This is a genomic window from Saccharopolyspora sp. NPDC003752 (genome assembly GCF_053605825.1).
Genome location: NZ_JBSGJZ010000010.1, coordinates 140,032 through 163,401 on the forward strand (window position 1 = coordinate 140,032; position 23,370 = coordinate 163,401).

Sequence of the window (23,370 nt, forward strand, 5' to 3'; positions counted from 1 at the left end):
GAGTTCCCGTGCACGATCGTCGGGAATTTACATCACGACCGTTGCGTAAAATCGTGGGACTCGATACGGTGCCTCCATCATCTAGCGCTCACAGCGGGATCTCCTGACCAACGTGAACGACCTAGCGGTGACCGGCGGGCGGACTTCTGGCCGCGGTCGACGTAGCTGAGTTGTTAGCGCTCGGCTTCTGCGCCTGGACCGGGTCGCCGGCGGTGCTCCAACAGCAGAAGAGGTGTGATGTGGCCATCGATGGAATCACTTACTCGTCGTTCAGCGGTTGGATCGATCCCCCGGGCGAAGTCCTGCCGGCTTTCGAGGGCGAACTCTCCTGCGATGTCGCCGTCGTCGGTGGTGGCTACGCCGGCATGGCAGCAGCGCTGCGGCTGGCCGAACGAGGTGCCGACGTCGCCCTGTTCGAAGCCGGGTTCTGCGGGGTCGGGGCGAGCTCCCGCAACGCCGGTCATCTGTCCGGCGCGCCGCCAGGCGATCCCCGGCTCCTGGGGGTGCTGCAGCCCCATCGTCTTCGGGGCATCGTCCAGTTCGCACAGGAAGCAGTCCGCTTCACCGAGGAACTCATCCAGCGATTCGCGATCGACAGCGACTACGAGCCAACCGGCAACGTGGAAGCCGCTGTCTCGCGCGGCCAAATCCAGAAAGTTCGGCGAACCGCGCAGATCCTCCACAAGGCAGGATCGGAGGCTGAGTTCGGCAGCGGGCGCGATCTCGGCTTGCCGGGAACGTTCCTCGCAGGCCTCTTCGAACCGCTCGGAGGGCTGCTGAATCCCGGAAAGTTCGCGCTCGGGCTCCGCGAGGCATTACTCGAATCGGGGGCGAGGGTGTTCGAGCGCACCCCCGTTCGAACCGTGGAACCCACGAGCGCGGGAGTCGTCGTCAACGTGCCGGGCGGCCACGTCCGTGCCGAGCGGGTCGTGCTCGCCACCAACGCCTATTCCCGCGACCTCGCGATTGCCCCGAAACGGCTGGCAAATCCCGTGTGGGTCCGCATGGTCGAGACTGATCCGATCGATTCCGCACGCTTGGAAGCGACCGGCTGGAGGAGTCGTTCCGGCATCGTCACCAAGCACAACATCATGGAGAGCTACCGCCTCACGCCGCGCGGCACGATCGTCTTCGGTGTTCGCCGCCTCTCGGCCGGGCGGGGCGCACTGGAGTCCCGCACGCCGGACCCAGCCGCCGTCGCGGACCTGGCCCGCGGCTTTCGCACCCGATTCCCGTCGCTTCGTGACGTCGCGCTGGATCGGACGTGGGGCGGGTGGATAGCGATGACGTCGCCATGGCTGCCCGTCGCTGGTGAAGCCACGAAGAACGTCTCCTATCTCATCGGCTGCAACGGCCACGGCCTTGCCCAAGCACCTTACCTGGGCACGCTGCTCGCGGACCGACTCGCCGGCGACGAGCTCCACGACGATCTCGGCACCGTATGGCGCGCGCAGCCGCGGTTCGCTCCCTCGCTGTTCTGCAGCCCGCTGACCTTGCGCACCATGTGGGCGATCGACCGGCTGTCAGACCGGCTCCACAGCAGCAAGCGCTGAATACTCCTGCCCCCAAGGCTTTCCGAGTTCGACCACGTCCGAGAACGAGTAGGAGGGCCAGTTGGTCGCCACGGGATACACGGAGCAGAACTACGGCGAGGTCACCGTGCTCGGCGGCACCAATCGGGGTGCGTATCCGTTCGGCAACTCCCTGCTGGTGCGCGGCACCGACGCCACGCTTGTCATCGATCCGTCGCTGTCGCTCGTCGAAGCCCCGCCGCCAGCGGATCTGGTCCTCATCAGCCACGCGCACGAGGACCACGTCGCCGGGCTCGGGAACTACGACGTGCCGGTCCACGTTCATGGCGCGGACCTTGCTGCGTTGCAGTCCCGCGAGGTGATGGTCGCCGGATTCGGCCTCCCGGCCGACGCTGTTGCGGATGCTGACAGGGCACTGCGGGACAAATTCCACGTGCAGGGCTGGCCGGATGCCCAGGGCTTCACCAACGGCACCGAGTTCGACCTGGGTGGGCGGACTGTGACCGTGGTGCATCTTCCCGGTCACACAGCTGGTCACAGCGGATTCTTGATCGAGCCGGACGGCTTTCTGTTCGTGGCCGATATCGACCTGAGCTCGTTCGGCCCGTACTACGGCGACCTCAGCAGTAGTCTGGTGGACTTCGAGGCGTCGATGCGCCGGTGCCGGGACATCGAGGCTCGCTGGTACGGCACAGCGCACCAGAAGGGCGTGATCGACGGTTCCGCCGAGTTCCGCAGGCGGCTCGACGATTTCGCTGGTGTGGTGGAGAAACGGGACGCGAAGCTACTGGAGTTCCTCGGCGAACCGCGCAACATCAACGACATCGCCGAGCACCGTCTGGTCTACCGGCCGCAGGTCGAAGGTGCGCACGTGACGCCGGTCGAGCGGCGGACAGCGAGTCAGCACCTGGATCGCTTGATCGGCAAGAGCCTGGTCGCGGAAGTCGAGCCAGGGCGATACCGCGCGACATAGTCGTACTGCACCATCATCTGTCATTCGTGGAGGGAGTCCGCGCACTATGCATGACGTTGCGGTGATCGGTGCCGGTTTTGCCGGCGTGACCGCGGCCCGGGATCTCAGCCTTGCGGGCCATTCGGTGATCCATCTCGAAGCGCGCGACAGGATCGGCGGCCGGACTTACTCCGGCGAAGCCTTCGGCCGCTCGGTGGAGTTCGGCGGCGCGTACGCGCACTGGACCCAGCCGAATGTCTGGCACGAACTCGAACGTTACGAAATCAGCCTGTCCACGCCGCTGACGGTCGAGAAGATCTACTGGCTCGCCGACGACGACGTGCACTCCGGGACGCCCGCCGAATACACCGCCTTCGGCGGTCCGCTTGTCGCTCGACTCGTGGGTGACGCGCGGGAGCGGTTCCCGCGGCCGTTCGAGCCCTGCGCCGCCGAAACCAGTGCGATCGAGAAGGAAACGGTCGCGGACCGGATCGACTCCCTGCATCTGTCCACATGGGACCGAGATGTGCTCGACGGTGTGCTGTCATCGCTGGTCTGCTCGTACGGTGAGCAAGGAATGGCGCAGTTCCTCCTCTGGGTCGCGACCAGCTTCGGCGACTGGCACGCCTTCATCGAAACAGCTGGTCACTGGCCGATCGAGGGCGGAACCCGACGTCTGCTCGAAGCGATCGCCGGCGACTCGAAGGCCCAACTCCGCCTGTCCGCACCGATTGCGGCCATTGAGGACAACGGCCCCGGAGTCGTCGCGACCACCCGCGGCGGCGAGCGCATCCCGGCACGACGCGCAGTCATCGCCCTCCCGATCAACACCCTGAGCGACGTGGTCATCACGCCCCCGGTCCCGCAGTCGGTGCGCGAGATGATCGACCAACGGCACCCGATGAGGACGAGCAAGATCTGGGTGCGGGTCAAGGGCGAGATCGAACCCTTCGTGGCCAACGCCCCGGTCGGAAAGCACCCCATCAACACGGCCAAGACGGAGTACCGCCACGATGGTGACACGCTCATCGTGTGCTTCTGCTCCGACGCCTCTGCCATCAACGCCGAGGACCGCGAAGCGGTGCAGCAGGCGCTGCGGAGGTTCGTCCCGGACATCGAAGTGGTCGCCACCGCGGCTCACGACTGGGTCACCGACGAGTTCTCGAAAGGCACCTGGGTTCATCACCGACCGGGAAATCTGACTCGGGCGGCGCCTCTGATGCGCGCACCCCACGGGCGCATCCACTTCGCCGGTGGTGACATCGCGGCGGTCGGCCTCGGCGGCATCGACGGCGCCATAGCCACCGGCGCCAAGGCCGCCCGCGACATCATTCGCGTGTTCGCCGACGACGGTTGACGACGCCGGCTATCCCCCGCCACCCGGGCGGCGAGTTCGTGCATCACGAGCCGGATCTGCGGCGTGCACTCGCAACCGGGGCGATCAAGGTGAGCACGGCATCGATGAGCGCCTCGACCCGGCTCGGATCGAACCGCTCGGGCTCGAAGGGGAACATCATCATCCAGCCATCGCCCATGGCGGCGAGCTGGTCGGCGAGCAGGTCGGCGGGTATGTCGTCGCGGATGGTGCCCTGCGCCTGCCCGGCCTCGAGAATCTTGGTGTGCAGGCGGTGATAACGCGCGTAGCGCTGCTCGATGATGGTTGCCAGAGCCGGTTCGTAGCGCGCATGAGTGAGCAGTTGGGACATCACCGGCCAGTACTCGGGATCGCCGGTGGTCATCGCCAGCCACTGCTCATAGAGCAGCTTGATGTCGGCCTTGGCCCGGGCCGGCTCGAGCATCGCGTCGTAGCGGTCGAACCGGCTTTCGGCCAATGCGGTGACCAGCTCCTCCTTGTTCGCGAAGTAGTAGGTCACCGCCCCGGTCGTATATCCGGCACGTTCGGCCACCTTGCGCAGTGATGCCTTGGCGTAGCCGTCCTCCGCGATGACCGAGGCCGCCGCCTTCAGGATCTCTGCCCGCTTCGCGGTGTGGTCCCCGGCAGGGCGACCGCGTTGCGCGACCGGCTCGCCACCCGGCGGTGAGGCGTTCGTCTTCGGCACTCCATCGATTCTGCCACAGATTTGTCATAACGCTCGTTGTGTAAAAGCGTCGGATCTTCTACCGTGTTCCCCATCACGCTGGATGCGAGAAAGGAAGCACCCATGGACGAGTCAGTGCGGGAAGCCTTCCGGAACGACGGCGCCGTCCTCATGAAGGACTGCCTCGACGAAGCACAGCTGGCGCAGTGCCGCGAGGCGTTCGACTGGGCCGTCGCCAATCCCGGGCCGTACGTGTTCCAGGGGCTCGACGGGACCGAACTGCAGACCCACATCGACAATGCCAACCCGCTCGCCAAAGACCGCCTGGACGACCTGGTTGCGTCGCTGCCGCTGGGCCGGATGTTCGCCGAACTGTGGGGCTCGGAACACGTCTGGTACTTCGCCGAGGAAGTGTTCCTCAAAGCGGGCGGGAAAAGCGGTCGCGGTCCCTGGCACCAGGACACCGCGAACCTGCCGTGGGCCGGCCAGCACTGGGGCAACGCGTGGATCTCGTTCCAGCACATCCCCAAGCAGAACTCGCTGGAAATCGTCCGCGCCTCCCATCGCGGAATCCAGTACGACGGGGCCAGTTTCGCCGACCCCGACGATCCCACCGATCCGCTCTACGGTGACGGCACCCTGCCCCGCCTGCCGAACATCGACGCCGAGCGGGCTGTCGACCCCGACGCCTACGACGTGATCTCGTGGGAGGTCGATCCCGGTGACGTCGTCGTGCTCCATCCCCGTTCGCTGCACGGCGGCGCTGGCGTCGACGCTGGCTGCCCCGACCGCCACACCCTGGTGTTGCGCTTCTTCGGCGACGACGCCACGTTCCGGCCCCTTCCGGAATCGAACCCGCGCTACGCCCGCAACGGCGTCCTGTTCGCCGAGGAGATGGCGAAGCTGAACCCCGGAGACCCGTTCCGCTCACCCGTTTTCCGCCAGGTCGTCTGACCGGATCTCGCGAGGAGCATCGACGCGATGAAGCGCGAATCGATCAACCCACCCGGCACCCGGTCCATTTACGACTCACTGCACTTCTCACAGGCGACCCGTGTCGGCGACCTGATCTGGGTGTCGGGCCAGGTCGGCATCGACGCCTCCACGAAAGCTGCCGCCGACGGCATGGAAGCACAGGCCCGGCTCGCGTTCGAAGGCGTGAAAGCCGTCCTCGAAGCTGCCGGAGCGAGCCTGCTCGACATCGTCGAACTGACGACGTTCCACACCGATCTCCGCGGCGACATCACGGCGTTCACCGAGGTCAAGGACGAGTACATCCCCGACCGGTACCCATCGTGGACCGCGGTCGGAGTGACCCAGCTGGCCCGCCCTGAACTGCTGGTCGAGATCCGCGTCGTCGCCGTGGCCGGCAGCGGCAACAGCTGACCCGGATACGACACGGGAACGCGACATCCCGGCTGGGAGCGTCCATGCAGCAGCTCCCCCTCACCGATGAATCAGCTTGCCCACGACCGCAGACGGGGCTGGCCTCGATCACCTTCCGGAATGGTGGCCATTCGAGGTCGACGTGACGGCGATAGCCGCATTTGATCTGCCGGAATCGGGTCTTTCTCGTCCACGCGTGCGATCGAGCTGTCGCATGAAAGGAGAAAGAATGACTCATCCAGAATCGGACAAGGATTCCCGAAGATCGAAGTCCGCGGACTTGACGTCCAGGCTTGACCGCTTGCCGGCGATGGCGCCGCACGCCATCTGGATTTCGATCCTGGCCGCCAATCTGGCGCTCGAATTCTACGACAACGCGCTCTTCGCCTACATCACACCCGCGATCCAGGAGCACGCCGGCCTCACGCTGGCCCAGATCGGTGCGGTCACCACCGCTTTCTTCGTCGGGATGATCGTCGGCGGCCTGGCCGGCGGCCGGATCACCGACAGGTTCGGCAGGCGGTCGGTCATCGCGTGGTCGACCGCCCTTTACTCCCTCGGCGCACTGGCGACCGCACTCTCAGCGAACTTCGAGGTGATGGTCCTCGCCCGGGGCGTCACCGGGATCGGAGCGGCGGCGGCGACGTCGGTTCTGCTGGTCTACGTCGCCGAGATGTTCCCGAGCAAAACTCGTGGCCGGTTCGTGTCGATCCTGAACTTCGGGTTCGTGGTCATCGCTCCGGTGATCGCACTGCTGGTCCTGCTCGCGATTCCCCACGGCGGGCCGAATACTTGGCGGCACCTGTTCCTCATCGGCAGCTGTGCATTGGTGATCGCTCCCCTGGTTCGTTTCGCCATGCCGGAGTCGGTGCGCTGGCACCTCGCTCGCGGACAGCTCGATGCGGCGGAGAAGATCGTCGAAAAGCTCGAGGCCCGCGCGCTCCGTCGCGGACCTCTGCCCGAACCTTCGGTCGTCGCCGGAGGAACAAGACGGCCGTCGCTGCGCGAGGCCCTCGGGAACAAGCGGATGATCGGCATTCTCCACGTCGTGTCCGCGGGCTTCTTCGGCTCGACCCTGGGCTACTACCTGTTCCAGAACTGGGCCCTCTACTCACTCGTCTACGGCCTCAACTATCCCGAAACCGATGCGTACTGGATCCAGTTCGTCTGGAACGTCGTCTACTGCGTAACGCCATTCATCGCTCTGCTCTTCATGGACCGGATCGAGCGGAAGATCGTCATCTTCGCCACGTCGGTCATCACCGCGGTACCGCTGGTCCTGCTCGGTGTCTCCCCGTCCAGCTGGGTCGTCATCGCGTCGGGCGGAGCCGCCGCCATCGTGACCGGGCTCGTCGTCATCGCCTTCTACACCTACATCCCGGAAACGATGCCTACCGAAGTCCGCGGCCTGGGCAGCGGGATCGTCCTCAACGTCGGACGGGTCGGCGGTGCGGCCTCCGGCTTCTTGGGCGCGGCGTTCTTCGCCAGCTGGGGCATGGGCGGCGTGATGGTCGCTGCGGCGGTCGCCTACGTCGTGTCCTCGGTCCTGGTCGTCCTGTTCGGTCCCCGGACCGCGAAGCGTCCGCTGGAAGGGGTGATCGCCGAAGAGTTCAACGCGGCTGCGTCCGTCGGCGACGCAGACCGCGAGGCCGCCGATACGGGAGGCGGACGACTGGGCGGCGCGTGACCGAATCGTCGACGTGCTCAACTCGTTCGCCACGCGCGTGCCGAAAGCCGTTGAGGCAGCGTCGCTCCCGGCGACACCCGACACGACTTTCACGGATCTTTGCGCTTTCACGGGTGGTGAGGCCGTTCAGCACCGCCTACCTGCTGGAGACGGACACGCCCGGGCGGGGCGTGATCCTGGTGGTGGTCCTGGTTGCCGAACGATTTCTGCGCTGGCGAAATCGCGAGATGAGCGTGACGAGCAAGACCAGCAGGGAGAACCCGAGGGTGATCACGTAGCCGACGGTGAAGAGGTACTCCTCCGGCACGTCAGTACCGGGGACGGTGGCAACGGTGAGCAGCCCGGTGACCAGTGCCGCGCCGAAAGCGATTCCGATGGCCATGAGGGTGCCCACCATTCCCGCGGCCATCCCCGCCTTGTGCTCCGGGACGACCATCTGCGGCGCCGCGAAGCTGCCGCTGTAGCCCACGCGACTACCCGCACCCACGAGAGCGGCACCAACGAGATAATGCCACCACTCCTGGTGGGCGACCGCGAGCCAGCCGAGGCCAGCCGCGCAGACTGTGGCGCCGACGACGAGGACGGCGCCCTTGCGCCCCTTCGCGACGGCCCTTTCGGCGGCCTTGCCGCCGACGAACATCATCAGTGCGAACGGCAGCATGAGCAGCCCGGTGCCCAGAGCGTCAACACCCAATCCGTATCCGGCCGCAGTGGGCGTCTGGGTGTAGTAGGACACCAGCAGGAGGAACCCGGCGTCCACGCAGCCGAACATCGCAGCGGCGAAGCACGCCGGTTTGACGAACGGCTCCTTCAGCACCTTGACGTCGAACACCGCCGACGAGGACCGTCGTTGCACCAGAGCCCACGCCACGCCGCCGGCGATACCGGCGAGCAGGAGCACGAGCGCCGCGTCGCCCCACAGGAGGCCCTGGGTCAATGCGAGCAGGATGAGGGTGAGCCACGCGAGCATCCACACCGTTCCGGGAATGCCGATCTTTCCCGACGACTCCGGCTTGGACGAGGGAATGACGACGACCAGGGCCACCGTGGTAGCCACCACGGCCGCAGCCAGGACGAAGAAGAAGCTCTGCAGCGACAAGAACTTGACCGTCAGTCCGCCGCCGACCATCCCGGCGACGGTCCCAGAGCCGGTAGCCATGATCAGCACGCTGACGGCCGTGGAGATCGCATCACCGGGCAGGTGCCGGCGCAGGAAGCCCAGCGGCAGCAGCTGGGCGGAGCTGCCGAACCCAAGGAGCGCGGACCCGATGAGCAGCGTGACGTAAGAGTTGCCGATGGCAGGCGCGAGCGCGCCGACCATGAGGACAGTGCCGGAAAGCAGTGCCGTGGTGCGGTCGTTGAGCACGTCGGCGAGACGGGGAAGCAGGACGAAGCCTGCGCCACCGCCCAACGTCGCGGCGGTGAAGATCCAGGCCGATGCCGAGACGTCGAGCCCGAACTGGGCCTGCATCAGGGGAAGCAGGGGCGGGAACATGAAGGAAACCGCGTTGGTAACGGTGGCGAGGATGGCCGCGACACCCATGAGCGCACCACGCGAAGGGCCAACCCTCGATGGCGCCGCGGGTCTCACCGATTTGGTCAATCTGGTCATGTTCATTTCCAATGGTCATTTCGCCATGCGCAGCGATGGGACGACTTCCAGATGGCCCGAGAAGGCGCGCGGGCTCTGCTCCGCGAACGATCGCTTCAGATCCCGGATGGACGGTGACGACAATTGGTGAGCACGCTTCGCGCTCTCCCGCCGCACTCGAGTGGTCAGAGCATTTGACCGACTTCCTTCGCGGCGCGCTCGCCGGCGCTCACCGCTGCGTCCATGTAACCCTCGTACATGATCCCCGTTTCCGCGCCGGCCCAGTGGATCCGGCCCACCGGCTCGCGTGCGGCGTTCCTGTACTGGGTGAGCGTGCCTGGCGCGCGCGTGCTCACGCCCCCCTCGATCCAGGGCTCGTGAAGCCAGTCCTTCTCGACGCATCCGGTCGGCTGCGCCGCCTTCGGCCCGAACAGAGCGGCCAGGCCGTCTAGGAATGCAGCGCGGCGCGCAGCAGGGTCGTCGAGGATCGCGTCACTCCACTTGAGACCCGGGCCGTGACCAGCGGTGCCGATGAACGTCAGGAGGATGCCGATGCTGCCATCGGGCGGCGAGTTGTCGACGACGTACGCTGCGCCAGGCAGGTCGGTCATCGCTTGCCCGCTGAACCCCTGGCTGCGCCAGAACGGTTCGTCGTAGATCGCGGCCAGCTTGTTCTCCGTGCCGTTGTGCCATTTTCGCTGCAGCATCGCGCGTCGGCCCGGCAGGCCCGGCGTGAAACGGATCCGTTCGGCGTCCGCGGGCGCCATGGCGACGATCACCCGCTTGCACTGCACCTGGGCGCGCGCTGACTTCACCAGGACGCCCTGGCTTCCCTGGCTGATCTCGGTGACCGGCGAGCCGACGATGACCCGATTTCCGAGCTGCTCCGCCATCCGCTGCGAGATCAGCTGCGAGCCGCCGACGATGCGCGACTCCTGGGCGCCCCCGGTGGCGTTCAACATGTGCTCGATCCCACCGGAAGATCCGATCGCGTGGAGGGCCCGGAGGAAGGAGGTGTTGTGCGGGTCCTCCGCGAAAATAACGCTGAAACCCAACGTGAGCAGCCACTTCGACTCCGCGCTGACGGAGTTCGCGTCGAGCCATGCCCCGAAGGTCGTGCTGTCCCACTCGAAGGCGTTCTGAGCATTCCACGGCGCCTCGGCCGGAACCGTCGAGGCCATCTTCTCGAGCCGCGTCTGCAACTGCGCCCAATCCGCGAGTGCGTCCGGGCTCAGTGGAGGGATCGTCCCTTCGTAGGTCTGCCGGTTCCCGTTGCGCAGGTAGATCGACTTGCCCTCGACATGGGTCTTGAACGTCTTGAGGCCGAGCTCATCGATCAGCGCGAGGACGCGGTCCTGGCCCGGACCGACCCACTGCCCGCCGCCCTCGGTGATCACGCCGTTGCCGGCGTCGAGATTCTCCGTCCGGCCTCCGACCCGGTCGTTCGCCTCCAGCACCAGCACTGACCCAACGCCAGCCTGGACCAGGCGGCGCGCGGTGGTGAGGCCCGAAATCCCGGCCCCGACAACAACGACATCCGCGCTGGTGCTCATCGGCGCCGCCTGCGCCGCCGGGGTTCGTCCTAACGCGAGGCCCGCAGCGGCTAAACCGCCACCGGCCGCCAGCACTCCGCGGCGCGATACGCCGCCTTGCTCTCGATTTCCGTTCTCGCTCACGAATTCTCCTTCTCGCTTGTGCGAGCGCGGCGTCACCGCGTCGGCACGGTCCGTGTCGCGGCCGGCACAGCAGCCAACAGCGAGATGATTTCGATCTCGAAGCGAGTTCGAGATCATGGATGCTGGGTCGGGCACCATCGGCCTCCCGGCCCGCCCACACAGCTGGCGGGATCAACGCCCAGCCCGGACTGCCCCGACCCACAGGTCGACGAACGCAGCAACTCCCTTCGACGACCAGCGATCCCCCGCGGGGACGGGACGATTCTCGATGCGGTTTTCAAGCCACTGTCGTCGACCGCCTTCGAGCATTTCGCCGACTCCCGTTCACCAGGTCGTTGAAGCGGTCGACGGCCCAGATGGTGCGCAGTCCTAGCGGGCCCATCATCATCGGGCGGGGGAACTTGGGCGTCTTCTTCCACAAGACCTCGAGGTCTTCGTGCCGTCGGCCGTCGACGATCAGATCGGCCATGAGCGACCCGACGTACGGTGCCTGAGCCAGCCCGTGGCCGTTGCACGCGATCGAATAGAAGACGTCATCGCCGAGCTGACCGGCGAGCGGCAACCAGGTCGAGGTGATCGCGATCCACCCTCCCCACGCGCGATCGATGGACAGATCGGCCAGGGTCGGGAAGCGCATCGCGAAGGCTTCCGCGAGTTCCTCGACGAGCTCCGGGTCCGGCGTCTTTTCCGGAAGCGGATAGGTCGTGCCCCGTTCGAGCCTCCGGACTCCGAAGACGATGGTGTTGCGCGAGGTCAGCCGGTAGTTCTCCATGATGTTGTGCTGGGTCACCAGCCCCGACCGGCTGGTCCACCCCAGCGCGGCCAGACGTCCGGGATCGATCGGCTCGGTCTCCACCTCGATGACGTAGATGGGGACGGCGAGATGGCGGGGCGTGATGTCCCATTCGCCGGCGAAGGCGTTGGTCGCGAGCACCGCCTTGTCCGCGCGGACTTCACCGCGCGGGGTCGAGATGACGACCTGACCTCCCTGCCGGGTGACGTCGACGACCTTCGTCCGCTCGAAAACTCGAGCATCAGACGACAGCAGAGCTCGACGCAGGCCCAGGCTGAACTTGCCGGGGTTCATCATCCCGCCGACCACCTCGCGCATTCCGCCGAGGAATCCGCGCGGGATGCCGAGTTCGTCGCTCGTGCCCAGCTCGACTTCCGTACCTGCCCTCCGCAGGATCTTGGCCACTCGGCGCACTCGACCCATCTGCCCGCGCGAGACCGCGGCGAAGCAGTTGCCGACCGGTTCGTAGTCGCAGTCGATGCCGAACCTCTTGATCACGTCTTCCACGTGATGCGCGGCGTTGTCGGTGAACCGCGACATGGCGGGCATCTTCTTGCGGAAGAGCAGGTCCAGCAGCTGTATGTCGCCACCTGGCGCACCGGCCAGCTGCCCCGCGTTGCGGGAGCTCGAGCCGTGACCGCAGAACTCGGCTTCCAGCAGTACGACGTCTTGACCGCGCTCGGCCAGCCGCAGCGCCGTCGACATGCCGTTGATTCCGCCGCCGATGACCGCGATCGCGCAGCTGCGGTCACCGGCCAAGGCGGGCCGGACATCGCCGGGAGGATCGACCCAACCGCTGAAGGAGGCATACTCCACGTTGTTCGTCTTCATCTGACGTGCTCCTAGCGAATGCGTTGTCTACGCCTTGATGTTCACGACCGAGCAACGCGCTTTTCGTTCGGCACCCGCTCCACACCCGTCGCCACGTTGTGGTCGTGCAAAGCGCGGTAAGCGAAGTAGTACGCGAACATCTGGGTTCCCCAAACGGCCAGCGCTGCGATGTAGAAGAGCGTTCGGTGCGGGTCGTCGCCCGGAATCGGGAAGAAGTCGTACGTGATCGCGATAGCGGATGCCGCGGCGGTGACCAGCCCCGCGCCGACGGCCAGCCCCTTGGCGCCGATGCGCCAGAGCCGCCACGAGAAGTAGGCGAGGAAGAGCGTTGTGAGCACGTTGACCACGACGTAGAACGTTGCTGGGCCCAGGTAGAGCGTCGGGGCTCGGAACTGCTGGAGGTACAGCCCGGCGACGATTGCCAGCCCGAACGCGCCGACGTCGACTGTCACGCTGGGCTTGTACCGATGCGTCACCCGCATCAGGCCCATGACGAGGATGAGCGTGATGCCAACCGATCGCGAGAAGGCGTCGAAGAAGTAGGCGATGCTGTACAGGACGCTGCCCTCCTCACCACCGGAGAGCGCCCAGATCATGAAGTTCGTGCCCGAGGTGGCGACGACGATCCATTCCAGGCCGAGCAGGTAATTGCCGTAGCGTCGGATGAATTTCCACCCGTAGACGAAGCCGGCGAACATCATCCACAAATCGGCCAGCAAGAAGAGCAAGTCTTTCATCGTTCTTGTCCTCTGATCGGGCCTTCGCTTCTTCGCCGAAGGCCGGCGGTGTGCGGTCGTTCGTTCTCGTGTCCGACGCGGAGACCGTCGGTGCGACCGACCACTGGTTCAGGACATGCCGCCCCCGATACGACGGCGGTGCGCGCTCGTGATCAGCACAGTTGCGTGCTGCAAACCAGGAACTTGTGATTCCGGCCATATGCTAACCGAAACTTAGTCATTTGAGCTAGTCGTTTGACCAAGTTTCTGGGCCGCGATGCGACGGATCGTCGGCGTTCAGTCCGAAATGCTAGGCTCGTGCCTGACTGGGTCAGGCGTCCAACTAGCTGGACATGCCCCGACATCGGGAGGATTTCGTGGCACGAATCTCCGCCGCAGAGCGGCGCAACGACTTCGTCCGCGCGGCGGTGGAAGTCATCGCGAACCGCGGCATCGACGGAGCGACGACGCGGCGAATCGCCGAGCAGGCACAGGCGCCACTGGCGACGCTGCACTACTGCTACGACTCCAAGGAGGACCTGCTGGCAGACGTCTTCGAGTTCGTCGCCAGCAGGTTTCGCGAGGCCATCGCCGACAGCGACCCGCATGCCGATCTGGCCGTGACGGCTCACGCCATCCTTCGCGGCGTCATGGAGTTCTACGTCGAATCAGCCAGCCTCGGGACGACAGCTCTGGAGCTCATCAACTGGGCGCGAAGGCAGCACGGGGAACAAGCCGTCACGGTGTACGACAAGGCCATGGAAACCGTGCGCACCGCACTTCGAAACGCGGCCGCGGACCATCCGGTCGAACCGGAGACCATCGATCAAATCACCTATGTCATTGCGTGCTTGGCCGACGGCTTCGGTTTGAACTGGTTGACCTACGGGGATCGGTCCGCCGCAGCGGAACAGATGCGGATCTCCGCGTCAGTTCTCGAGAGCTGGCTTGCGACTCGGCTCGAATCTTCGCCTGCGGCATTGTGATCGGGCCGGGTCCGGCTTCGGACTGTCCTCGAGTGGTGCGGTTTCGCGTGCTCACAGCGGAAGGTCGGGCGAGTCGACGCCGACGACCCGATCGCCGCAAAAGACTCGTACCGACTCGGCAGGCCCGTGGCCGCCGATGCCGGCCGGGCCCCAGAAGCTCTGAGCCGAGTCGTCACCGAGGTCGGCGAGTTTGGCACCGTTGACGCGCACCTCACCCGACAGCACGCGGGAGCCGATCTCGATCGCGTGGTCGGTGTCGGTACCGAACACGTAGGCGTCGAGTCCCGAAGGATTCGCATTGGCGATGCGCAACGCCTCGTCGTCGGAGTCGACGTCGTGTAGGGACACGACCGGCCCGAAGAGCTCTGCGGTGGCCCGAGCGGGATCGGCGCCGACGGCGATCGTGGGCGACAGGAAGAACCCGTCGAGGTCCGGGAGCTGGGCAGGCTGGCGGATGCTCGCTCCGAGATCGCGCAGCCCCTCGATCCTGCTCTGGAGCGTCTCGAAATGCGGCGCGTTCGAAATGGGGCCGATCTCGACGTCCTCGTCGAGAGAATGGCCGACCACGAGCTTGGAGATGCGCTCCGTCAACGCCTCAAGCAGCGGATCGGCTAGACGTCGGTTGGCGAGGATCTTGCCCGGCCCTTCGCACCATTGACCGTTCAGCTTGGTCATGCCGTCGAGGATGCCGTCGGCGGCGACCTCGACATCCGCGTCCTCCAGCACGAGCGCTGGGTTGTTGCCGCCGAGCTCCAGCTGCAGCACCTTGAAGTCCTCCGCGGCTGCCCGGGCGATCGCGCGGCCCGCGCCCGGTCCCCCGGTGAACGAGACGATCTTGATGCGCGGATCAGCGGTGAGTGCGGCGCCGACGTCACCGGCGCCGTGCACGAGCTGCAGGGCACCGCTGGGCAGGCCCGCATCGACGAAGCACTCGACGATGATCTGCGCGCTGCTCGGCGCGTGCTCCGACGGCTTCAGAATCACCGGGCAGCCCGCCGCTATCGCGCTCACAACCTTCGCCGCAGGAATGAAGCTCGGGCCGTTCCACGGAGTGAGGATCGCGGCCGGTCCCCACGGCACCTTGTAGAGGCGGACATCGCGGCCTCCCGCCTCCAATGCCTTCACACGGGGGATGCTCAGCAGATCGCTCGCCGTGGATCGAATCCTGGCGGGCAGGAAGGCGGCACTTTTCCGGGTGACGCTGATCGGTGTACCGCTGGTGAGGGAATCTGTCCGAGCGATGTCCTCAGCGCGGGTCTCTATGAGCGCAGCGACCCGCTCAAGCACGTCCGCTCGCTCTTGGCGCGCCTCGTCGTCCCAGCGCCCGATGTCGTATACCCGCTCCGCGTGGTGCACCGCGCGCTCCAGGTCACCGAGTGGCGTCGTGACCATGCGATGCACGGGTTCACGCGTGTTCGGGTCGACGTTCCACGCGTCGTGGAACGTCTCGCATTCGCTCCAGTCGTCGGCGATGTAGTTCACCGGCTGGGGAATCGTGATTTCGCTGCTCGCCATGGGTTCCTCTGCGTTTCGCGTGTGGTTCAGGACTGGAGGTCGACGACGATGCGGGTCACGTCACCGGACTTCATAGCCTCGAAGCCCTCGTTGATCTCGCGGAACGGGATCACCTGCGTGACCATCTCGTCGAGCAGCAACTGGCCGTGCTGATACAGGCGCGCGAACTGCGCGATGTCCTGGCGCGCATGCCCCGAACCCATGTAGGACCCGATGAGCCGCTTCTCCTCGAAGAAGAAGTCAGATGCAGGCAGGCTCAGCTCCGTCCCTCCTGGCGCAATCCCCACCAGGCACGCGGTGCCCGTGGGGCGCAGGACGGCCAGAGCTGTTGCCGCGGTGCGCGCCGAGCCGACCGCCTCGAACGCGTAGTCGACGCCCTCACCGAGCTGGTCGTGGATCTGGGCGACGACGTCGTCGGCTCCGCCGTTGACGACGTGGGTTGCGCCGTAGCTGCGCGCCGCCTTCAGCCGTGTCTCGTCGAGGTCGATGGCGACGATGGCCGACGCGCCCGCGAGCCGGGCCCCTTGGATGATGGCCGAGCCGACCCCACCGCACCCGATGACCGCGGCGGTGCTGCCCGGGCGCAGCTGGGCGCCGCGGAAGACGGCGCCGACGCCGGTGGTGATGCAGCACGAGAGCAAGCAGCCGACGTGCAGCGGCACGTCGTCGGCGACCTTCACCAGTGCGTTCTCCCGCATGAGGGTGTGCTGCGAGAAACCTCCGATGTCGCCGAGCCGCTCGACCGGCCGGCCGTTCCCGAGTTGGAAGGCCGGTCGTGGACGCTGGCGGATCTCCGCAATCCGCTGGCACTGCGTGGACCGGCCCGCCTCGCAGTTGCTGCACCGGCCGCAGGACGGCGTCAGCGCCCCGACGACCCGGTCTCCTGGTTGCAGACCGGTCACCGACGAACCCACTGCCTCGACGACGCCGGCGACCTCGTGGCCGAGGACCACCGGTAGCCCGATGGGCACGGTTCCGGTCATGTAGTGCAGGTCGCTGTGGCACAGACCCACGTGGGTGACTTCGACGCGCACTTCCAGCGGTTCCGGCTCGTCCACCTGGATCACGGCCAGATCCAGCGGTTCGTTGACCGCGCTCAGGACCGCGGCCTTCGTCTCGATCATTCCGGGCACTCCTCTGCGGTTGGTCTCGCTAGGCGATGAACGGCTCGGCTCAGGGCTTTCCGGGTCACGGGCGGCCTGCCTTGGTCGTCCAGAAACTCGCGACGCCCGCGCTGAGCGCTCCGCTGTCCCACGCCTGCTTCCCGGCCACGTCCTCGCGGGCGAAGGCCTTCTCGATCTCCTCGATCTGCGGTCGCAGCAGTGCCAGGTGGGGAGCCGTCGTGTTGTTCTCCGGGGTCCAGGTGTGGACGGTGTGGATGGCGTGGTCGATGAGTTCGTCCGGTGGAACGATCTCGTCCACGAGTCCGATCCGCAGCGCCTCGTCGGCGCCGATCCGCGGTGAGCCCAGGATCAGCCGCATCGCGTGGTTGCCGACCAAACGCGGGAGCAGCACGCTCGAGGCGTTGGAGATGGTGAGGCCCCGGCGGTTTTCCGGCTGGTAGTACTCCGCCGCCGAGCTCGCGATCCGCGCATCGCAGCACAGCGTGATCTCCGATGCTCCGCCCACCGCGAGGCCGTTGACCGCCGCGATGACGGGGACGCTCGTCTGCAGGATCGCCCGCGTGATGTCGTGGAAGGACTCCAACGCCGTTCGAACCTGCTCGTACGAGGTGGGGGCGGCCGACAGGTCTTCCCCTGCCGAGAACGCGCGTCCCTCGCCGGTGAGCACGATTCCACGGACCGCTTCGCCGCTTCCGTGCTCGCGGATGACCTTCGCCAGTCGCAGCCGCGCCTCGACGTCCAGCGCGTTCAGCTTCTCCGGGCGGCGCAGCGTCACCACGGCGACCTCCCGGACGACCTCGACGTCGACGACGCTCGAACTCGCGGTCGCTGAGACATTCTCGCGGCGCGTGCGCAGGTCGTAGGTGATCCCGGGCTCGTGGGCCGCGTGCTCCTTGAGTGCCGGCTTGTTGATCCGTTCGGAAGGCGTCCGGGGAAAGTCCGGCACGAACTCGACGTAGCGGGGCACCTTGAAGTGCGCCAGCTGGTGGCGGACGCGCTCGGTGATCCGCTCGGCCGTGGCGCGCTCGGGTGCGACCCCTTCGGCGAGCTGGATGAAGGCCTTGACCTCTTCGCCGAGCACGTCGTCAGGTTCGGCGACGACGGCGGAGTCGACGACCGCATCGTCGCGTTCGAGCGCGGCCTCGACTTCGGCGCTGGCGACGTTCTCGCCGCCACGGCGCACCATGTCCTTGACCCGCCCGACCAGCTGGATGCCGCCATCTGGTCGGCGGACCACGACGTCGCCGGTGTGGAGCAAGCCGTCCCGCAGGACCTCCGCGGTCTCCTCCGGCCTGTTCCAGTACCCCTTCATCATCGGTGTGCCGGAGATGACCATCTCGCCCGGTTCGCCATCGGACGCATCGCTTCCGTCCGGATCGACCACGCGGATCGTCTTGGTCGGCACGGGAAGGCCGAGACAGCCACTTCCCACCGCGCTGGTGTCGTCGACAGGGCTGAAGAGGTCGACCCCGGATTCGGTCATGCCGAAGACCTCCCGCCACGGCGCTCCCCAACGTTGTTCCAGCTGGGCGTGGAGACCCACCGGAATGCCCGAGCAGAGCACCAGGCGGAGGTCGTTGTCCTGGTCGTCGGGGCGCGGTTCCTGCTTGAACAGGAGGGTCGGCATCGAGCCGAGCACGTAGCAGAACGTGGCTCGATGACGGCGGACATCGGCGAAGAAGCCAGAGGCGGAGAACCGCGGCAGCACCACCAGAGGTGCCGCTACCGTCAACGCGAGCGCCGTGTTCCACTGTGGATCCATGTACGAGAACGGTTGGGCCGTCAGCAGGACGTCCTCGTTTCCGAGTCCGGTGATGGCGGCGCAGACCCATCCCAGGCGTACCCAGTAATCATGGGTGAGCATGCACGCCTTCGGAAAGCCCGTGGTGCCCGAGGTGTACTGCAGGTTGGCGAGCGTGTCGGCGTCGACGGTCACCTCCGGCGCGGTCGCTGGGAATGGCCCGGTTCCGTCCTCGGCGAGATCGACGATGCGAACCTCCGCCAGGCCGCGTTCGGCTGCCGCGTCGTTCACGAGCGGGGTGCGTTCCCTGTCGGTGAACACCATTCGTGCACCCGAGTCCTCCAGGACGAACGCGAGATCTGCGCTCTTGTACGACGAGTTGATCGGCACGGCCACGGCACCGGCCTTGAGCGCGGCCAGCCACGCGACCGGCCAGTGCACGATGTTCGGCAGCATGATCGCGACACGGTCACCCACCCGGATGCCATCGACCTCGATCAGCCGGTGTGCCAACTTGGACGTCCACCTGTCGATCTCGGCAAAGGTCCACGACGTGCCGCCGAAGCGCAGGAACTCCTTGTCCGGGAAGCGCGTCGCGCAAGCCGACAGCAATGCGTTCAGCGTCGGGGTGGACGGGTCGTCGCCGATGTGCTCCATCGCCACGACCGGTTGCCGACCAGACAGCGATGCGACGTCGGACCTTTCGCCCAACTCGTTCACGATGACTGCTGCCTTTCTCTTGCGTACGTTGGTGTTGCTGTCGTGGGAACCCTGCGGGCGGACTCCTCGACGATCCAGCTCATCGTCGGATCGGCACGCACCATCCATTCCGGGTGCCACTGCACGCCGAGGACCGGTGAGCCGGGAAGTTCCACGGCCTCGGCCACGCCGTCGCTCGTCCGGCCGGTCACCACGAGCCCCGCACCGCAGCGGTCGACGGCCTGGTGATGCCACGAGTTGGTCACCGCCCGTTCCCCGAGCAGTCCCGCCGCGATCGAGCCGGGCTCGAACGCCACGACGTGGTCGGCCGCGCCGTCGGTTGGCGCCGACTCCGCCGAGAGGTGCTGCACCGAGCTCGGCGGGAGGTCGGCGACGAGGGTGCCTCCGAGCGCGACGTTGAGGACCTGCATGCCCCGGCACACGCCCAGCACCGGAAGCCCGCGCGCCAGGGCAGCGCGCACGAGGGCGATCTCGTACTCGTCGCGCTCGACGTCGTGGACCACCGGGTCCGTGCGAGGATCAACCCCGCTAACGACTGAGGTGTCCCCGCCCCAGCACGCCGGATGCACGTCCTGCCCGCCGGTGATGACCACCCCGCACAGCCACTGGCAGATCGCCGTCGCATCGGTGTCGTAGGACAGGTGGACCGGCAGCCCACCGGCCAGGGCGATGCGGGCGGCGAAGTCGGACATGTAGCTGTCCGCGCAGCGATCGCCGTAGCGGCGATCGCCTCCGAGCAGCTCCAAGCGGTACCGCCGACCGGTGATGCCGATGAGCGGCCGCATCACGGCTGATGTTTCGGTCATGGCGGTCACGGCAGTTCGAAGTACCGGACCGACTCCCACTCCGAGAGCTCGGCGAAGGGATCACCGCCTGCGGTGTGGAACTGCATCCACTCCCACCGGCGAGACCCGACCCAGTAGTCCACGAACTCCCCGCCCAGCAGGTCCCGGAGCAGCGGATCCTGCTCGAGCTTATCGGCCGCCTTGGTCATGGTGTCCGGCAACCGCTCGATGCCCAGACCTGGCGGCAGGCACCACGCCATCTCGCCCACCGGCTGTGGAGGCTCGATCTTGCGCTCCACACCCGCGATCACACCCGCCAGCACACCCGCCAGCGCGAGGTACAGGTTCGCGTCCGCACCGGGGACCCGGTACTCCAGGCGGGACTGCTTCGGATGCCCGCACACCGCCCGCACCGCGGTGGTCTTGTTGCTGATGCCCCACGTGACCGTCACCGGCGGCCCGCTGAGGTCGACCAACCGCCGGTACGACGTGATCTGCGGCAACACGATCGACGAGTTGCCCTCGATCGTCGCCAGCAGTCCACCGATGGCGTGGCGCATCGTCTCCGACGGTCCGTCCTCGGCGTAGAACGCATTGCGCCCGTCGCGCTGCAGCGACACGTTCAGGTGCGACGCCTGGCCGTAGCCGGCGGTGGGCTTGGCCATGAACGTCACGGTGTGGCCCCGGTCGAACGCGACCTCCCGCATGACCTGCCGGGTTCGGGCCCACGCATCGCCGATCGCGATCGGATCGCTCGGCGCGAGGTTCAGCTCGATCTGACCGGCGGCGTCCTCGTCGCTCCACGCCTCCCACGAAATGCCGACCTCATCAAGACGACGAGCGACAGCATTCATGTACTCGACCCAGTCCTTCGACTTCGCGAGGTGGTAGGCCGTTCCCGCGGTTCCGCCGAGAGGCGTGAGGTCGCGGTAGCCACGCGACCGCGCCTCCTGAACCGACTCCTCGAAGACCGTCGCCTCGATCTCGACGGCGACAGTGGCCGTGAAACCGGAAGCCGAGAGCCGATCAACCATCTTCCGCACGAGATTGCGCGGGCACAGCGGAACCGGGGACCCGTCCTTGAGCCAGTAATCACCGATCACCGCGTCGAGGCCCGGCTCCCACTCCACCAGCGTCGACATGTCCGGGCGGAAGTACACATCGTCCAGATGCCCGCGCCACTCCGGATAGGCGAACCCGAACGCCGGGGCATTGCCCAGATCCAGTCCGAACAGCAGATCAGCAAAAGCGAAACCCGAGTCCGCACCAGAGGCGAACTTCTCCCGAGCGACGTTCTTGCCCAGGAAACTGCCCTCTGGGTTCGTCGCCTCCAGACGCACCGTCCGCGACTGGGATTCCACGGCGTGCGAGCCGCGTGCAGCAGTGGTGAGCTCAGTCATCGTAACGAACCTTCCAGGAAGCGCCGACCATCACGGACAGCTGAGACAACGTGCCCTGAATCCCCAGCACACCCGAGGACAGCACCGCGAGCAGATCGTCAGCACCGGAGAAGATTCCGGCCAGGGTGTCCGGTGCCCCCGCGATCAAGTACCGCGAACTTCCTCGGCCCACAACAGCTTGCTCCACACCGTCCGGCCCTTCGGTCACCGCGATCAAGACGTCGGGGATGCCCGGCATGGACCGAGCCACCTCCCAGAAGCTCTGCGCCGCCGCGCGCCAGTCCGGCAGCGGCGGAGACAGGGCGGCGAGAATCCCGGCAGCGAGATCGGAATCCCCCATGGGATCTCCCACCGCTGCGAACCGCGCGTTGAGATCGACGGTGAGCGTCACGTCCGGCTCGACGACCACGCCACTGGACACGTCAATACCGTTGGCACCGAAGGCGATCACCGCCGCCTGCGGCGTGTCATGCGAACGGATCGCCACCGTTCCCGTCGATCTCCGCAGTGTTTCGAACGCGTGCCCGGCCAGGACCGAATCCCGAAGGGTCCGCCCAATCAACCGAACGATCGGGCTCGCATCATCTTCGATCCTGACCTCGACCCGTGCGGCACCCGCAGGGGGCGCCGTGGGAACCGGCGCGGTTTCGGTCATCTTGTGGTCCTTTCGAATTCGCGAGATTCACACGCGACGCGTGGCGTCGCCCGCTCACTCGACCGCCCCGTGGCCTAATTAGTCAAGTGACTTGGACGTTTGACTATGTTGCGGCACGGGTCACACACTGTCAACACCTCACCGCCACCTCACCTGGAGAGTCATCGCGTGACCAAGCCCCACCCCTCGCACTGGGACCACCTCGACGCCGACGCCCAGCTCGTCGCCCAGGCCGTCGCGGAGGTGCTGACGACACCCCTCCGCGAACTCGGCCCCGAAGCGGCACGCGAGCTCTTGTCCACCGCGCCTTCCGAGAACCCCAAGACCCACCTGGACCGCGTGGACGAGCTGACCGTGCCGGGCAGGTCGGGACACCTTCGGGCTCGCCTCTACCACCCGCCCGGCCCCGCTACCGCGGCCCCACGGCCGGCGCTGGTGTACCTCCACGGGGGCGGGTTCGTCCTCGGAACGCTCGACGGTGTCGACGAGCTCTGCCGCGCCATCGCCGCGCGGTCCGGGTGGGCGGTGCTGTCCCCTGAGTACCGGCTCGCCCCGGAACACCCCTACCCAGCCGCACTCGAAGACTCGTTCGACGCGCTGGCTTGGCTCCGCGGATCGGCCCTCGAGCTCGGCATCGATCCGGACCTGATCGCCGTGGGCGGAGACTCCGCGGGCGGCAACCTCGCCGCCGCGCTCTGCCTGAAGATCCGGGACCTCGGGCTACCCCGGCCCGCATCGCAGGTCCTCGCCTACCCCGCCGTCGACGATTCGTTCGCCAGGCCGTCCTGGACGGAGTTCGCCGACGCACCTCTGCTGACCAGCGCGGACGCCCGCTGGCTCTGGGAGCAGTACATCGGCGCCGCCCGCGCGGAAGTCGGACACCACGCGGTCCCCATGAAGGCAACGTCGTTGCGGGGCCTGCCACCCGCCCTGGTCCTGACCGCCGAGGTCGACCCGCTGCGCGACGACGCCGAGGCCTACGCCGAGCGACTGCGGAACGACGGCGTTGCCACGACCGCGATCCGCTACCCCGGCGTCTTCCACGGCTTCTTCACCGAGGTCGGCGTCTTCGCCAAGACCGATGCGGCGATCGAGGACGTCGTTCGGCATCTGCGCGGCCTCGCCGCGACGACCTCTCCCATGTGAGACGCGGTCCGCCATTGACGAACCCGTCGGGCCACACCTAACTTCTTAGTCATTTGACCCAGACATATGACAATCTAGCTGTGGCTTGTCGATGA

19 protein-coding genes are annotated in these 23,370 nt (G+C 66.8%); 8 read left to right on the plus strand and 11 right to left on the minus strand.

All coding sequences use genetic code 11. From position 1 onward, the window contains the following. The first annotated feature begins 239 nt into the window (after positions 1-239). The 3 genes from ACWEV3_RS15760 (at position 240) to ACWEV3_RS15770 (ending at position 3,841) form a co-directional block, all read left to right on the plus strand. Entirely contained in the window at positions 240-1,553 is a 1,314-nt protein-coding gene (locus ACWEV3_RS15760) for an NAD(P)/FAD-dependent oxidoreductase (RefSeq protein ID WP_452614549.1), read from the plus strand. Positions 1,554-1,659: 106 nt separating this feature from the next. Then, positions 1,660-2,505, plus strand: a complete 846-nt coding sequence (locus ACWEV3_RS15765; RefSeq protein ID WP_452614550.1) for an MBL fold metallo-hydrolase — start codon at positions 1,660-1,662, stop codon at positions 2,503-2,505. 46 nt (positions 2,506-2,551) lie between these two features. Next, entirely contained in the window at positions 2,552-3,841 is a 1,290-nt protein-coding gene (locus ACWEV3_RS15770) for a flavin monoamine oxidase family protein (RefSeq protein WP_452614551.1), read from the plus strand. Positions 3,842-3,884: 43 nt separating this feature from the next. On the opposite strand, the gene ACWEV3_RS15775 is transcribed toward ACWEV3_RS15770, so the two are convergent. Next, positions 3,885-4,544 (minus strand): TetR/AcrR family transcriptional regulator, encoded by a 660-nt coding sequence (locus ACWEV3_RS15775; protein WP_452614552.1) that lies wholly within the window; start codon positions 4,542-4,544, stop codon positions 3,885-3,887. A 102-nt stretch (positions 4,545-4,646) separates the two neighbouring features. Between ACWEV3_RS15775 and ACWEV3_RS15780 the strand changes: the two genes are divergently transcribed. The 3 genes from ACWEV3_RS15780 (at position 4,647) to ACWEV3_RS15790 (ending at position 7,596) form a co-directional block, all read left to right on the plus strand. Next, positions 4,647-5,477, plus strand: coding sequence for a phytanoyl-CoA dioxygenase family protein (locus tag ACWEV3_RS15780; protein WP_452614553.1), 831 nt, complete (start codon positions 4,647-4,649; stop codon positions 5,475-5,477). 27 nt (positions 5,478-5,504) lie between these two features. After that, entirely contained in the window at positions 5,505-5,909 is a 405-nt protein-coding gene (locus ACWEV3_RS15785; protein ID WP_452614554.1) for a RidA family protein, read from the plus strand. Between the two features lie 76 nt (positions 5,910-5,985). Continuing rightward, complete coding sequence (locus tag ACWEV3_RS15790) at positions 5,986-7,596, plus strand: MFS transporter (RefSeq protein WP_452614555.1); 1,611 nt, start codon at positions 5,986-5,988, stop codon at positions 7,594-7,596. Between the two features lie 136 nt (positions 7,597-7,732). Here ACWEV3_RS15790 and ACWEV3_RS15795 read toward each other — a convergent pair whose 3' ends face one another. The 4 genes from ACWEV3_RS15795 to ACWEV3_RS15810 all read right to left on the minus strand — a co-directional run bounded on the left by ACWEV3_RS15795 (position 7,733) and on the right by ACWEV3_RS15810 (position 13,224). Next, positions 7,733-9,214, minus strand: coding sequence for an MFS transporter (locus tag ACWEV3_RS15795; RefSeq protein ID WP_452614645.1), 1,482 nt, complete (start codon positions 9,212-9,214; stop codon positions 7,733-7,735). 158 nt (positions 9,215-9,372) lie between these two features. Further along, positions 9,373-10,863, minus strand: a complete 1,491-nt coding sequence (locus ACWEV3_RS15800; protein WP_452614556.1) for a flavin monoamine oxidase family protein — start codon at positions 10,861-10,863, stop codon at positions 9,373-9,375. Between the two features lie 277 nt (positions 10,864-11,140). Then, positions 11,141-12,487 (minus strand): NAD(P)/FAD-dependent oxidoreductase, encoded by a 1,347-nt coding sequence (locus ACWEV3_RS15805; protein WP_452614557.1) that lies wholly within the window; start codon positions 12,485-12,487, stop codon positions 11,141-11,143. A 41-nt stretch (positions 12,488-12,528) separates the two neighbouring features. Beyond that, the gene (locus tag ACWEV3_RS15810; RefSeq protein ID WP_452614558.1) at positions 12,529-13,224 is read right to left on the minus strand and encodes a transporter; all 696 of its coding nucleotides are present in this window, start codon (positions 13,222-13,224) and stop codon (positions 12,529-12,531) included. Between the two features lie 356 nt (positions 13,225-13,580). Between ACWEV3_RS15810 and ACWEV3_RS15815 the strand changes: the two genes are divergently transcribed. Further along, positions 13,581-14,189, plus strand: coding sequence for a TetR/AcrR family transcriptional regulator (locus ACWEV3_RS15815; protein WP_452614559.1), 609 nt, complete (start codon positions 13,581-13,583; stop codon positions 14,187-14,189). 51 nt (positions 14,190-14,240) lie between these two features. Here the strand turns inward: ACWEV3_RS15815 and ACWEV3_RS15820 are convergent, their stop codons facing one another. The 6 genes from ACWEV3_RS15820 to ACWEV3_RS15845 form a co-directional block, all read right to left on the minus strand. After that, positions 14,241-15,704, minus strand: a complete 1,464-nt coding sequence (locus tag ACWEV3_RS15820) for an aldehyde dehydrogenase family protein (protein ID WP_452614560.1) — start codon at positions 15,702-15,704, stop codon at positions 14,241-14,243. Positions 15,705-15,730: 26 nt separating this feature from the next. Continuing rightward, the gene (locus tag ACWEV3_RS15825) at positions 15,731-16,828 is read right to left on the minus strand and encodes a Zn-dependent alcohol dehydrogenase (protein WP_452614561.1); all 1,098 of its coding nucleotides are present in this window, start codon (positions 16,826-16,828) and stop codon (positions 15,731-15,733) included. Positions 16,829-16,892: 64 nt separating this feature from the next. Beyond that, positions 16,893-19,289 (minus strand): AMP-binding protein, encoded by a 2,397-nt coding sequence (locus ACWEV3_RS15830; RefSeq protein WP_452614562.1) that lies wholly within the window; start codon positions 19,287-19,289, stop codon positions 16,893-16,895. Next, entirely contained in the window at positions 19,286-20,095 is an 810-nt protein-coding gene (locus ACWEV3_RS15835) for a gamma-glutamyl-gamma-aminobutyrate hydrolase family protein (protein ID WP_452614563.1), read from the minus strand. The genes ACWEV3_RS15830 and ACWEV3_RS15835 overlap by 4 nt, the downstream gene beginning before the upstream one ends. 5 nt (positions 20,096-20,100) lie before the next feature. Next, a complete protein-coding gene (locus ACWEV3_RS15840; protein ID WP_452614564.1) occupies positions 20,101-21,474 on the minus strand; it encodes a glutamine synthetase family protein in 1,374 nt (457 codons plus the stop codon). Next, positions 21,467-22,129, minus strand: coding sequence for a hypothetical protein (locus ACWEV3_RS15845; RefSeq protein WP_452614565.1), 663 nt, complete (start codon positions 22,127-22,129; stop codon positions 21,467-21,469). The genes ACWEV3_RS15840 and ACWEV3_RS15845 overlap by 8 nt, the downstream gene beginning before the upstream one ends. A gap of 168 nt (positions 22,130-22,297) precedes the next feature. Here ACWEV3_RS15845 and ACWEV3_RS15850 point away from each other — a divergent pair, with 168 nt between their 5' ends. Continuing rightward, positions 22,298-23,275, plus strand: a complete 978-nt coding sequence (locus ACWEV3_RS15850) for an alpha/beta hydrolase (RefSeq protein ID WP_452614566.1) — start codon at positions 22,298-22,300, stop codon at positions 23,273-23,275. The last annotated feature ends 95 nt before the right edge of the window (positions 23,276-23,370 follow it).

Excerpts from the sequence above, each read along its gene's own strand:
- ACWEV3_RS15770 (WP_452614551.1), top strand. The coding sequence starts at position 2,552 with ATGCATGACGTTGCGGTGATCGGTGCCGGTTTTGCCGGCGTGACCGCG.
- ACWEV3_RS15780 (WP_452614553.1), top strand. The coding sequence starts at position 4,647 with ATGGACGAGTCAGTGCGGGAAGCCTTCCGGAACGACGGCGCCGTCCTC.
- ACWEV3_RS15785 (WP_452614554.1), top strand. The coding sequence starts at position 5,505 with ATGAAGCGCGAATCGATCAACCCACCCGGCACCCGGTCCATTTACGAC.
- ACWEV3_RS15795 (WP_452614645.1), bottom strand. The coding sequence starts at position 9,214 with ATGAACATGACCAGATTGACCAAATCGGTGAGACCCGCGGCGCCATCG.
- ACWEV3_RS15805 (WP_452614557.1), bottom strand. The coding sequence starts at position 12,487 with ATGAAGACGAACAACGTGGAGTATGCCTCCTTCAGCGGTTGGGTCGAT.
- ACWEV3_RS15810 (WP_452614558.1), bottom strand. The coding sequence starts at position 13,224 with ATGAAAGACTTGCTCTTCTTGCTGGCCGATTTGTGGATGATGTTCGCC.
- ACWEV3_RS15820 (WP_452614560.1), bottom strand. The coding sequence starts at position 15,704 with ATGGCGAGCAGCGAAATCACGATTCCCCAGCCGGTGAACTACATCGCC.
- ACWEV3_RS15825 (WP_452614561.1), bottom strand. The coding sequence starts at position 16,828 with ATGATCGAGACGAAGGCCGCGGTCCTGAGCGCGGTCAACGAACCGCTG.
- ACWEV3_RS15835 (WP_452614563.1), bottom strand. The coding sequence starts at position 20,095 with ATGACCGAAACATCAGCCGTGATGCGGCCGCTCATCGGCATCACCGGT.
- ACWEV3_RS15840 (WP_452614564.1), bottom strand. The coding sequence starts at position 21,474 with ATGACTGAGCTCACCACTGCTGCACGCGGCTCGCACGCCGTGGAATCC.
- ACWEV3_RS15845 (WP_452614565.1), bottom strand. The coding sequence starts at position 22,129 with ATGACCGAAACCGCGCCGGTTCCCACGGCGCCCCCTGCGGGTGCCGCA.